This window comes from Vagococcus humatus, from assembly GCF_003950325.1.
GTDB lineage: Bacteria > Bacillota > Bacilli > Lactobacillales > Vagococcaceae > Vagococcus_C > Vagococcus_C humatus.
The window spans coordinates 1,016,904-1,029,101 of sequence record NZ_PXZH01000001.1; the positions used below are offsets into that span (position 1 = coordinate 1,016,904).

The following is a 12,198-nucleotide window of genomic DNA, read 5'->3' on the forward strand; positions in this document are numbered from 1 at the left end:
GAAAGTCAACCTAAAAAAGAGAAAGTTTTCACTTTCTCTTTCATTAAATATGTAATTTTTCTTTATTATATTGCAAATGTTGCAACATCTGATTTCTAGCTAAAACTGGATCATGATTTTTAATTCCCTCTAAAATACCTCGGTGGGTTTCAATCGTTTCTGTTTTCAAACTACGATCGGTTAAATTAACAAACAAGGAGACACCTGACTGAATAACTGGTAATAATAGTGGCACAACTAAATTCCCACTAGCCTTAGCAATGGCTTCATGAAATTCTATATCTTTTTGCGTATGATCTTCATCTGCTTTGATTAATGTTTCAATTTCTTGACTTAATTGGGTCAAACGTTGAATGTCTTCAGAAGTTGCTCGCTGAGCGGCTAATTCTGCCACTTTTGGCTCAATCATTAAACGAACTTCCATTAAATCTTTACTTAACTGGTGCTTATCTGATATATAAGCCAGTCCTAAAGGGTCCTCTGTTAAACCTGGTGTTTCTGTCACAAACGTCCCTTTTCCTCGTTTAATTTCCACCACATTGCGTGCTGCTAACAACTTAATAGCTTCACGAATTGTCCCACGACCAACCTCTAATGACTCTGCTAATTCGAATTCACTTGGAAGTTGGTCCTCTGGTTGATATTGTTCTGTTTTTATTAGTTCTTCGATTTCTTTTGCTACTGACTCAGAAAGTGAAGGTCTTTTTGCCATTATTCATTTCACCTACTTATACTCTAGTTTAATCATATTTAAAATCAGAAATAGTTTTATAAAATTGTTTTACTTGAACCTGACTGTAATTATTTTCTGATAAAAATGAATCAATAGGTTGTAAATTTCCTTGGTAGTCTGTTTTAAATATGGTTCTCTCTTTTTCTTGAAGTAAAACAAATTCAATCACGGTGTCTGGAATATGACAAATCATAGTTAACGGGCCTTTATCTGTTTCAAGTACTACCACCAATTGTAAAGGTTGAATCACCCCACACCTTGCATTGATAAACATATCTGGTCTTGTTTCTTCTAAATTTTCTAACCATTCTGTTAACATTCATTTCCTCCTCACGTTTTACCTTCTTTAGTATAACATGAAAAAAAGTCTAAAAAATCTATAATCTTTTAGACTTTTTCAACGATTAAATTTTACCTAAAGCTTTACCTAATGCAAAGACTACCATACAAATAATCAATGTATAGATAGCACAATACTTCATGGCTTGTTTCAAAATGTTTCCTTCTTCTCCAACTAGGCCAGTTGCCCCAGTTGCTACCGCAATACTTTGCGGAGAAATCATTTTACCTGCAGTAGCTCCTGCCATATTCGCTGCTGCTAACCAGAAAGGATCTACTTTCAAGCTATGAGCTGCTTGTACTTGCAGTTCACCAAACAACACGTTAGCAGAAGTATCACTCCCCGTTATAAAGGTACCTAAAGCTCCAATAATTGGGGCGATAAACGGATAGAACGAACCAGTCATCGTTACTAAACTAACTGCAATGATATCAATCATTCCGCTATATCCCATAACTTTTGATAGCCCTACAATCGATCCCACTGTAATCATGGTTTTACCCATTTGTTTGACTGTTTTACCTAGTATACCTAGGATTTGGCCAAAAGTTAATCCTTGAACTCTTCCACCAATAAACGTTGCTAACAAAATAAGTGTCCCTGGCGAAGTTAACCAAACAATGCTATAAGGTTTAGCACCTTCACCGATGTAAATCGGAAATTCTGTTCGAATGCTAGAAAGCGCTTGATTAATTACTGGGAATAAAGAAGAACTAAAGATAATAAAGATAAAGACTAAGATAAAAGGAATCCACGCTTTAATGCCATCTGATGTACTAACTTTTTCAGCAGATGCTTTTTCTTCCTCAGAAGACATTTTTTTAGCAATCAATACTGTTAAGAAAATACAAACAATTGATCCTACAATCGAAGGTAGTTCTGCACCTAAATATTTAGAGATAAACACTTGTGGAATAGCAAACGCCAAACCAGATACTAAAGTGATGCCAAAAACACCTTTAATAGATTTAAAGCCTTTGTCTTCCGTTAATGCTACTAAAATGAAAGGAATCAAAATAATTAAAATAAATAATTGAATAGATACGGTATAAGACAATTGTTTTACTTCTAAACCAGTCACTTGAGAAAGTGTGGCAACTGGTAACCCAATCGCTCCGAAAGCTGTTGGAGTGGTATTAGCAATTAAACAAATAACAGCTGCTTTAACTGGTGACATACCTAGTACAGCTAAAATGCTTGCTGGAATCGCTACAGCTGTTCCAAAACCTGCTACAGCCTCTAAAAAGCCACCTAAGCCCCAAGCAAGTAGTAACACTAAGATACGTAAGTCACTAGAAATTGATGTCAACATCTTCATAATGGTGTCCATACCACCAGATTCTTTACTTACGTTGTAAATAAAGACCGCTGCAATAATAACGTATACAATTGGCCAAATAGCCATGGTAATTCCTTCTAATGCTGCAGTAATACTATGCATAACTGGGAAACTAAAACCAACAATACTTAACACAATCGTAATTCCTAAACCAATCAAGCAGGCTAAGTCGCCACGCATTTTAAAAACGCCTAGCGACAAGATTAGCCATACAATAGGAATGATTGCTAAAAGAGTCTGTGCTACATCCATCTTTCATTCCTCCAATACCTTTTGTTTTATAAATCTTCTACTACAACATATACCACTTCAATTGGTCCATGCAAACCAACAACTAATTGCATCTCAATATCTCCAGAGTTAGACGGCCCTGATATAAAGTGGATAGCTGATCCTAATGTTTCACCTTTTGCTCGTTTTTCATGATAGAAATCGGCAGCTTGAGTGGAACGAGGCACTATTTTACTTTTAGGCACAATGGAAATATAGTGAGTAGGTAAAAAGTGTAAAGAACGGCCTTGGCCTGCATGGGTTTCAACCACAATCGAACCAGATTCAGCTAATAAAAACTCCGCAAATGCTACCGCAACGTTAGCTTCACTAGCTGTTTGAATGTTCTCTTCTCTGTAATCAGCACCTTTTTGCCAAAAAGCACGATCAAAATCAACAGAATGATTAGCATAGTCATTGGCATCAAACTGATTAAGTCCAACTTCTTTAAATCTATTATCAGTTGGTAGTAACACTTTACCGTTACCCCATTTGCCAATTAATTCATTGATAATTCCTTCTAAATCTGCTTGTTTTGTTTCAACAATATTTGTATGAATTTTTTTAACTCGCTCTTTGGCTACTTGTAATAATTCATCTTGGGTTTTACCACTTAATGTTTCGTGAGGTAATTGATTCATTGGCTCAAAAGGATGTGATTCAACTGGTTGGCGCTCAATTCCTAATTTTTCTGTTAAATTTTTCAAGAAATCTTCTCTATTTTGAATAAGTTCAGTCATTATTTATCACCTGCTTTTTGACGATTTTTATACCAACTTCTAAAGTTTTCAGAGCCTTTTGGTGGTCGTGGTAAATCTCTAACATCTGTCCAACCTTTGACCATACCTGGACCTTTGTCAATATAGCCACCGTAATCATACATATTTTCTACTGAAATATTTTTCTTCTTGCTTAGTGGAGCTGATCCAGCATGAGCGAATGTCATGGCAGATTTAAACATCCAAGGAGTAGAGGTTCCTTTTCCAATCACTTTCATTTGGAAGTCATCAAAGCCATGCTGCATGCCAAGTTCATTTGTCATAACTCGTCTATGTTCAATCAATAGCTCATGAAGAGGTATTTTAACAGGACAAGTTTCTGTGCAGGCACCGCATAAACTTGAAGCATAAGGTAATTCACCAAATTGTTTATAGCCACCTAACACTGGAGATAGCACTGCTCCAATTGGTCCTGGATAAATTGATCCATATCCATGTCCACCAATATGACGATAAACAGGACATACATTTAAACATGACCCACAGCGAATACATTGTAAAACTGATTGAAAGGCTGTACCTAAAGCATTGGAACGACCATTATCTAAAATAACTACATGAAAATCTTCTGGTCCATCTGACTCGTCTTCAGCTTTTTTACCAGCAAAGGTTACATAAGTTGTCAACGTTTGTCCCACAGCACTTCTAGCTAATAAGTTATCTAAAACTTCTGCTTCCTTCATGGTAGGAACAATTCTTTCCATTCCCATTAAAACGACTTGTGTTTTAGGAACACTGATGGTTAAGTCCGCATTTCCCTCGTTAGTATCTAAATTAATAATGCCACTATCTGCTACGGCAAAGTTACAACCAGTGATCCCCATATCTGCTTCTAAGAAGAATTTTCTCATAACCTCTCTCGCACAACGAGCTAAGTTAACTGGTTCATTATCTCCTTTGTAGCCTAATTTTTTCTCAAATACTTGACGAATTTGCTCTCTATTTTTATGAATACTTGGAAAAACGATATGAGAAGGTTCATCCCAATCATCCATTTGTAAAATAAATTCCGCTAAGTCTGTCTCCATTACGTTAACACCCTCAAGGTCTAACAACATTGGATCAATATCTACCTCTGTTGTCACCATTGACTTGGACTTAACAACTTTTTTAATTTGTTTTTCGATGATAAGGCGTTTGACATAATCTTGTGCTTCTTGTGCAGTTTGTGCGAAGAACACTTTCCCACCTTGCTTAGCTACATTATCACTAAATTGTTCTAAGTAATCAGGTAAATAAGCGATAGTATGTTGACGAATTTGTTCGCCTAACTCACGCCACTGTTCCCAGTTGCCTAATTCATCTCTAGCTCCTTCTCTTTTTTCCCATTGAGCATCTTGGGCTTTCGCCACAGCTTTTTGCATAAATACATCTTTTTCACTGTCTTTTAATCGCTCTAGTAATGGCTTTTCACTTGTTTTTAATCCCATGGTTACTTTCTCCTCCTATCCTTTAACGTTAATCTTTGGTGTATCCATACGAGCTAGGTCTACTTGATTGTTTAAGACTTCTGCAATGTGCATAATCTTAATTTTTTTGCCTTCTCGGTTTAACTTTCCGCCGATATTCATCAAACATCCCATGTCTGCACTAATCAAAATTTCAGCTCCGGTATCTACTACATCATTCATTTTTTCTGTTACCATTTGCTCAGAAATTTCAGGCATTTTAACAGAGAATGTTCCACCAAACCCACAACAGTTTTCAATGTGAGGAAGGGGAACCATTTCCAATCCTTTAACATGATCCAGCATAACAAAAGGAGCTTCCCTTTCGTCTAATAGACGAGTCATGTGACAAGAGCGGTGATAGGTTGCTTTAGCGTCTAGACTAGCTCCTACATTTTTTAGACCTAACACGCGGTATAAAAACTGACTGAACTCATAAGTCTTATTAGCTAATTCCACTGCTTTAGGATAATAAATAGGATCATCTTTCATAATTTCAGGATACTCACGCAACATGGCAACACATGAACCAGCAGAACCTACTACTACTTCTGCTCCTTCAAAAGCATCAATTTGGTTTCTAATAGCAGGTATACTCTCATCAACATACCCACTATTGTAAGTAGGCTGACCACAACACACCTGTTTGTCAGGAAATTCCGTTTCACATCCACACCGTTCTAACACTTCTACCATAGCTTTACCTACATCTGGAAACATTAAATCCACTACACAGGTTGAAAAGATACTTACTTTCATCTCAAAAATCCTCCTTGTATGTTTTAAAGAAATCACTTAATAAACGGAGCATATAACAACATAATAATTAAGAATAACTGCTAACTCAGTTTTTAAAATAAATATATATCAAAATGGCTTCGTTTATCATTTTTCTTTTTCACTAATTATAATTTTTACAATACAATAATTATTATAACAATCAACTATTCATGTTGCAATCGTTTTCTCAAAATATTTTTTGCTTTTTCCTTTATTGATAGGTGTTTTCTCTATATTTTTATAATTATCCATTTCAAACAAAACAATTTTTATATTTAAAATTATTTAAGATAAAAAAGATTGTGAATATATTTTCAAATATAACTAAAGTTTTAATAAAGATATAACCGAATAATTTATTCTGACATAAAACAAGTTTTTATTTTTTAAAAACATGTTTATTTATCCTTATCTTTATATAAAAAACTGGCTATATATTTATAATAAACCAATCTTAGTAAATAAAAAAATAATATCCTTTTTATAAACAAAAAAAAGAGTATAAAACAAGGTTTCACTTGTTTTATACTCTAAATCCCTTCATTTATTGAATCACTTTGTTAAAATTTAAAGCAGCTCCTATTAAATTAGCATCATTAAAAAATTCTGCTGCTCGAATATCTGGTTTAATTGTTGTGATCCCTTCTTTTTCTAATAACGTAAAGACCCGCTTAGTCAACTCTAAAGCCAAACCTTTTCTTTTAGACATACCTCCACCTAAAATAATCCGACTTGGATCTAGAGAAACTTGAATATTATAAAGTCCTTTAGCTAACGCATGATATAACTCATCTACATACTTTTGAGCTAATAAATCACCTTGATCTGCTAGAAGAAAAACTTGTTCCCCACTTACCTCTACTTGTTTCTCCTTTGAGTAACGTTTTCCTAAAGAAACGGCAGTACCATGTGTACTAAATATTTTATTTCCTTCTAATTTCATTAAACCAAACTCACCACTGAATAAGTGAGCTCCTTTATATAATTCTCGGTTAATAAAAAGAGAGCCGCCTACTCCTGTTCCAAGTACTAGAAAGGCTAAATGATCTACTCCTTGACCAGCTCCTACTTCTACTTCACAAATACCTGCACAATTAGCATCATTTTCAATAGTTATGGGTAAATCAAAAAAAGTTTCTAAATCTTTAAATATATCAAACCCATGAATGTAAGGAATAGCGCTAATTCCTTCAATAATAGACTCTTGAACATTAACGACTCCTGGCATACTAAAAGCAACTCCGACTACTTCACTAGTTTCTTTAAATTGATTTACTCGGACTGCTAATTCTTGTTTTAATTCCTCGTAAGTTTTAGGGGTAGGAAAAGAACCGGTTTGTTGCAATTTCTCTTGATCCCAAAGTCCATATTTTACCGCAGAACCTCCTAAATCAAATACTGCTAATGTCACTAAAATTCCTCCTCTTTTAGTTGTTGGGTCAAAGCTAACTCTTTAAACCACAAACCACTTTTTTTCAACTGACGTTCATATTGGTTCGCTAAATCCAATCGGTAAAAACCATAACGATTACGGTAACCATTTAACCAAGACCAGCAATCAATAAATGTCCATGTATGATACCCAAAACAATTACTTCCGGCTTCAATACCTTTATGTAACTGTAGTAAATGATCTTGCATAAATTCAATTCGGTAATCGTCTTGAATCATCCCAGTTTCGTCCATAAATCTTTCTTCATCTGCTACACCCATACCGTTTTCAGAAACAAACCAAGGTATATTATGATAGGTTTCTTTCATCATCATCGCCACGTCATATAAAGCTTCTGGATAAATTTCCCATCCTCGGTAAATATTCATTTTTTTATTAGGCCAATCGTATGGAGCATAAAAATCAGATGGCATACTAGCTGGGAATTGTGGATTTTCAGGGGCTTGAACTCGTCTTGGTTGATAATAATTCATCCCAATAAAATCTACTTTATTTTGAGCAATCCACTGTTGATCGAGCTCTTCTGTTACAGGGGTTAAGTGATGATCTTTCACTAATTCAATCAATTCATTAGGAATTTCTCCTAGTACTGCTGGGTCTAAAAAACTGCGGGTGTTCAACAAATCAGCTAAGTGTCCTGCTTTGACATCCTCACTATCTTGACTACGTGGATAACAAGGGGAAACATTTAAAATTATCCCCATTTTCCCTGGATAGCCACCGTCTTTAAATGCTTTGACTGCCATAGTATGGGCCATTAACGTATGATAACCCACTTGGACAGCTTTTTTAAAATCTACTATAGCTGGATAATGATACCCATATAGATAACCACATTCAATATGCACCATAGGCTCATTAAAGGTTGTCCACATAGGAACTAAATCTCCGAATAGTTCAAAAGCAGTTTTAGCATAATAAGCAAAGGCATCTACTGACTCTCTTACTTCCCAACCACCTTTTTCCATTAACCACCAAGGCATATCAAAATGAAAAAGGTTAGCTACCAATTGAATATCTTGTTTTTTTAATTCAGAAAAATAGTCTCGGTAAAAACGAACCGCTTCTTCATTCACCGTTTTTCCATCTGGAAGTAATCTAGTCCAAGAAATAGATGTTCTAAATGAATTCATCCCAATGTCTTTCATTCGCTGAACATCTTCACGGTACATCTCATACATATTAGACGTATTTTCTGGCCCTTGATTTTCGTTAAATTTTTCAGGGGCTAATTCGAACCATTTATCCCAAGTACTTGGACTTTTACCATTTTGAGTAGAATGACCTTCAGATTGCGGGGCAGACGTAGCTGCTCCCCATAAAAAATTAGTTGGAAATTGTTTCATGAGTAATTTCTCCTTTATCCTGTTATTTCAAAAAAACGCTATCATTTTATTTCATAGGGGGATCTATGCTATCTATCATACCGAAAAAAAGATAAATAACATAGACTTTTATAATTTATCAATCTAATTTTATTATACAGATTCTTAAACGACACGCCTATAGTCAGGTTATAGTTTTTTTAGGCTTTTTCTTTAGTTTATCTACTAATTACAAAACTTTATAAAAGATAGATGTAGCATAATTAACTTCAATCAAAAAAGCCAAGTGACTAAATTAGCACACTTGGCTTTTTACTAAAGACTTAATTCATAATGTGTAACAAAATGTTTAATAGCTGCTGCAAAATCTTTCACCACATGAGAAGATCTTTGTTGCACTTCTTTGGGGGCATGTGACATACAATAAGACAGGTCAGCTGTTTGAAACATATCTACATCATTACCTGAATCTCCAAAAGCAATAATCCGCTCATATCCAGGTTTAATCAAGTCAATTCCACTTGCTTTAGAAATATTTTTAGCAGTAATTTCAATGCGAGAACTACCAGATTTAAAAACTTCTAAGTTAGGAAAAGCTTGTTTTATTTGGTGATAATAAGCATCACATTCCGTTTTGTTAGGTCGAACGTTGACTTTGTAAATCTCTTTATTCTCTAACAAATGAAACGGATTATCCTGACAAATAAGTTCCATATTCCAAAGACTAGCAGGTTTTTCATGTTGAAAGTTTCCAATTCTTTTTTCACCATCTAGTGCATCAAAAATTAAACTTTCTCGTTTTAAATAGTCAAACACTCTCACTAAATCTTCTTTTGGAATAGTTTGTTTGAACATTAGAGTTTCTTTGTCTTGCACTAAAGCTCCATTAAAACCAATCCGATGAGAGACATCTAACTGATTTTGATCAATCACATAATCAATTTCTCGAATAGAACGACCAGTAGCAATAGCAAAATCACCAAAGGGCTGCAATTGTTCATAGGCAGAAAGATCTGGTTGACTAACAGCGACTGAATCCATGACAAAGGTTCCATCTAAATCTGTTACAAACAAATTATGCATGACTATTCCTCCAATCCAAGAATTTCTTGAATCTCCATTTTTAAAACGTTAGCATGAGATCCATAAATAGATTGCATTTGCATGCCGTTTTCTGCAAATCCCATAGCTTCTAAATCTTTAGTAATAGTTTCTGAATTAACTTTTTCTTTATCTTTTACATTGATTCTTAATCGGGTAATACAAGCATCTACTGCTTCAATATTAGCACCACCACCATGAGCTGCAATTAATGCTAGGGCTTGATCATGAGTAGGATTACCTGTAGAAGCTGTAGCTGGTTCTTCTTTACCAACAGATTGTGTTTTAAGACCATACTTACCACGAGCTTCTGTTTTACTTGCTAAGTGAACGTCTCCTTCTTCACGGCCTGGTGTTTTAAAATTGAATTTTAAAATCATTGCTTTGAAGACAAAGTAGTATAAGAAGAAGAATGGAATACCTACTAAGAATACTAACCACCAACGTGTTTTAGGTCCTTGAAGCACACCATAAATAACTAAGTTAATAAAACCATGTCCAGTTGGTGTTGCTACACCAGCACCTAACATGTGCATAACGAATAAAGCTGTCCCTGCTAAAATAGCATGAGCTGCATATAACATTGGAGCAACAAATAAGAAAGTAAACTCGATAGGTTCAGTAATACCTGTTAAGAAGGCTGTTCCTGCTGCTGCAAATAATAATGAACCAGCCATTTTACGTTTTTCAGGTTCAGCTGTTCGGTACATAGCAAAAGCAGCACCAGATAAACCAAACATGAAGTAAACAAATTTACCACCGTTGAAACGGGTAATAGATGGATCAATAGCTTTAATAGTTGGATCAGCTAAAGAAGCGATATAACCATTAATTGTTCCAGCTACTTGTTCCCCACCAATTGTCCAAACACCACCAAGTTCAGTTGTACGAACTGGCCAGTTTAAACCGTGATGTAGTCCAAATGGTAATAAAGCTCGCTCAATCACACCGTAAAGGAAAGTACCGATTGGCCCTGATTTCAAAATAAAGATGGATAAAGCACTAATTCCTGTTTGCACAATTGGCCAAACGAAGAATAAAACAATAGCTACACCTGACATAACTACAATAGTTACAATAGGTACAAAACGTGGTCCACTAAAGAAACCAATTAAAGTTGGCAATTGTTGTTTAACTGCCCACTTATGTACGAAATAAACTGTAATACCAACAATAATACCACCAAATACACTTAAATCCATTGTTTGGATTCCTAAAACTTTTGTTTGCATAGCGTTAGACATAGCAAGTTTTGCAGCGCCTTTTTCCATGCCAGTTGTATCGACTAACTTACCAGTTTGATCTAGTAAAAAGTTTAAAACATAATGAAGAACTATAAATCCTAATAAACCAGATAAAGCAGCAGAACCTTTTTCTCTTCTCGCTAACCCAACAGACACCCCAACAGCGAAAATGATTGGAAGGTTGTTAAATGCTGTATCTCCCAAAGTTATAAAAAATTTCATAATAAATTGAACGATTTGGTTGTTTAAAAATGGAAACATGTCAACCGTATTAGGATTACTAAATGCAGTCCCTATACCCTTGATGATACCTGCACCAGGTAAAACTGATACCGGTAACAAAAAAGATCGTCCGAATTGCTCAAAAGCGGATACAAATTTGTTTTTCTCTTTCATTATTTTCTCTCCTTTGTTTTAATTCATTTCACATTATAACTGCTTTTTTCCCTTTGTCCGCTTTTTACTCAAAACTTTCGAATTGAGGTTTTTTTTACTTTTTAAGAAGTTTTTTACTCTGATTAAGTAAATCGATTTATCCCTTATATTATCAAGCTAATACCTTTATTTTTTAACAAAAATAAGCTAAAATGTAGTTGTTTATTTTTTGTGAAGAGTAAAATTATAACAATATGTCTGTTTAAAGCAGACAATTAACGGAGTGATGCCATGTTTTTTGAAAATTTAAAACAAAATTATGATAAATTATCCAACGCTGAACAAGAAGTCATTGACTATTTAATGAAACAAGAACATATAGAATCATTGACTTTAAAAGCTATTAGACAAGATATTTTCATCTCTTCTTCTACTGTTATTCGTGCGTGTAAAAAATTAGGTTATGAAACTTACAACGACTTAAGGTATGACTTACGTCTTAGCAAAGATCTAGCTAACCGTCAAAATACTAAACAATTAACTTCTTTTGATCAAATGAAAGAACAACTAACAGTCGAATTTGAACGAACTATGTCTATTTTAGATCAACAAGACTTTGACTATTTTTCTCAATTAATCATTGAAGCAAGACGTGTATTTTGTGTTGGAATCGGTTCTAGTTATATGGCTATTTCTGATTTTAATCGAAAATTAAAATTAGTAGATATTTGGTCAAATGACTATTTTGAACAGCATAGTATTCAGCGTATACCTGATATTTCTACTAAAAATGATGTTATTATCGCCTTTTCTTTAGGTGGTTATAGTAAAGATGTTAATAATAGCCTTTTAAAAGCAAGAAAAAATGGCACAAAAATCTTAGGTTTTAATAGAAGCCTCTTTAGCTTACCGAATAGAGAAGATTTATCAAGATTACATTGAAACCAGTTCCTTAGAGGAGTTAATTCAAGCATTAGACCAGTTAAAAGGGATGATTAATCCTGAAAAAGT

Annotated in this window: 11 protein-coding genes; 1 reads left to right on the forward strand and 10 read right to left on the reverse strand. The window is 34.5% G+C overall.

What is annotated here, in order from left to right:
- Positions 1-43 precede the first annotated feature (43 nt).
- From C7P63_RS04885 to C7P63_RS04930, 10 genes are all read right to left on the reverse strand, one after another.
- On the reverse strand, positions 44-712 hold the full coding sequence (locus C7P63_RS04885) for a FadR/GntR family transcriptional regulator (protein WP_125943027.1): 669 nt from the start codon (positions 710-712) through the stop codon (positions 44-46).
- A 28-nt stretch (positions 713-740) separates the two neighbouring features.
- Entirely contained in the window at positions 741-1,052 is a 312-nt protein-coding gene (locus C7P63_RS04890) for a hypothetical protein (protein WP_125943028.1), read from the reverse strand.
- Positions 1,053-1,137: 85 nt separating this feature from the next.
- Positions 1,138-2,664, reverse strand: coding sequence for an L-lactate permease (locus C7P63_RS04895; RefSeq protein ID WP_125943029.1), 1,527 nt, complete (start codon positions 2,662-2,664; stop codon positions 1,138-1,140).
- Positions 2,665-2,690: 26 nt separating this feature from the next.
- Positions 2,691-3,422 (reverse strand): LutC/YkgG family protein, encoded by a 732-nt coding sequence (locus tag C7P63_RS04900; RefSeq protein ID WP_125943030.1) that lies wholly within the window; start codon positions 3,420-3,422, stop codon positions 2,691-2,693.
- Complete coding sequence (locus C7P63_RS04905) at positions 3,422-4,891, reverse strand: LutB/LldF family L-lactate oxidation iron-sulfur protein (RefSeq protein ID WP_125943031.1); 1,470 nt, start codon at positions 4,889-4,891, stop codon at positions 3,422-3,424. Before C7P63_RS04905 ends, C7P63_RS04900 begins: the two co-directional genes overlap by 1 nt.
- 15 nt (positions 4,892-4,906) lie before the next feature.
- A complete protein-coding gene (locus C7P63_RS04910) occupies positions 4,907-5,668 on the reverse strand; it encodes a (Fe-S)-binding protein (protein WP_125943032.1) in 762 nt (253 codons plus the stop codon).
- A gap of 565 nt (positions 5,669-6,233) precedes the next feature.
- On the reverse strand, positions 6,234-7,100 hold the full coding sequence (locus C7P63_RS04915) for an ROK family protein (RefSeq protein ID WP_125943033.1): 867 nt from the start codon (positions 7,098-7,100) through the stop codon (positions 6,234-6,236).
- A complete protein-coding gene (locus C7P63_RS04920) occupies positions 7,100-8,488 on the reverse strand; it encodes a glycoside hydrolase family 1 protein (protein ID WP_125943034.1) in 1,389 nt (462 codons plus the stop codon). Before C7P63_RS04920 ends, C7P63_RS04915 begins: the two co-directional genes overlap by 1 nt.
- 294 nt (positions 8,489-8,782) lie before the next feature.
- Positions 8,783-9,550, reverse strand: a complete 768-nt coding sequence (locus C7P63_RS04925; protein WP_125943035.1) for a Cof-type HAD-IIB family hydrolase — start codon at positions 9,548-9,550, stop codon at positions 8,783-8,785.
- Between the two features lie 2 nt (positions 9,551-9,552).
- Positions 9,553-11,208 carry a PTS transporter subunit EIIC gene (locus C7P63_RS04930; RefSeq protein ID WP_125943036.1) on the reverse strand — a complete coding sequence of 552 codons (1,656 nt, stop codon included), beginning with the start codon at positions 11,206-11,208 and terminating at the stop codon, positions 9,553-9,555.
- A 270-nt stretch (positions 11,209-11,478) separates the two neighbouring features.
- Here C7P63_RS04930 and C7P63_RS04935 point away from each other — a divergent pair, with 270 nt between their 5' ends.
- Positions 11,479-12,129, forward strand: coding sequence for a MurR/RpiR family transcriptional regulator (locus C7P63_RS04935; protein WP_125943037.1), 651 nt, complete (start codon positions 11,479-11,481; stop codon positions 12,127-12,129).
- The last annotated feature ends 69 nt before the right edge of the window (positions 12,130-12,198 follow it).

Coding starts and splice junctions, on each gene's coding strand:
- C7P63_RS04900 (WP_125943030.1), bottom strand. CDS start 3,422: ATGACTGAACTTATTCAAAATAGAGAAGATTTCTTGAAAAATTTAACA.
- C7P63_RS04905 (WP_125943031.1), bottom strand. CDS start 4,891: ATGGGATTAAAAACAAGTGAAAAGCCATTACTAGAGCGATTAAAAGAC.
- C7P63_RS04885 (WP_125943027.1), bottom strand. CDS start 712: ATGGCAAAAAGACCTTCACTTTCTGAGTCAGTAGCAAAAGAAATCGAA.
- C7P63_RS04925 (WP_125943035.1), bottom strand. CDS start 9,550: ATGCATAATTTGTTTGTAACAGATTTAGATGGAACCTTTGTCATGGAT.
- C7P63_RS04935 (WP_125943037.1), top strand. CDS start 11,479: ATGTTTTTTGAAAATTTAAAACAAAATTATGATAAATTATCCAACGCT.
- C7P63_RS04890 (WP_125943028.1), bottom strand. CDS start 1,052: ATGTTAACAGAATGGTTAGAAAATTTAGAAGAAACAAGACCAGATATG.
- C7P63_RS04895 (WP_125943029.1), bottom strand. CDS start 2,664: ATGGATGTAGCACAGACTCTTTTAGCAATCATTCCTATTGTATGGCTA.
- C7P63_RS04930 (WP_125943036.1), bottom strand. CDS start 11,208: ATGAAAGAGAAAAACAAATTTGTATCCGCTTTTGAGCAATTCGGACGA.
- C7P63_RS04920 (WP_125943034.1), bottom strand. CDS start 8,488: ATGAAACAATTTCCAACTAATTTTTTATGGGGAGCAGCTACGTCTGCC.
- C7P63_RS04910 (WP_125943032.1), bottom strand. CDS start 5,668: ATGAAAGTAAGTATCTTTTCAACCTGTGTAGTGGATTTAATGTTTCCA.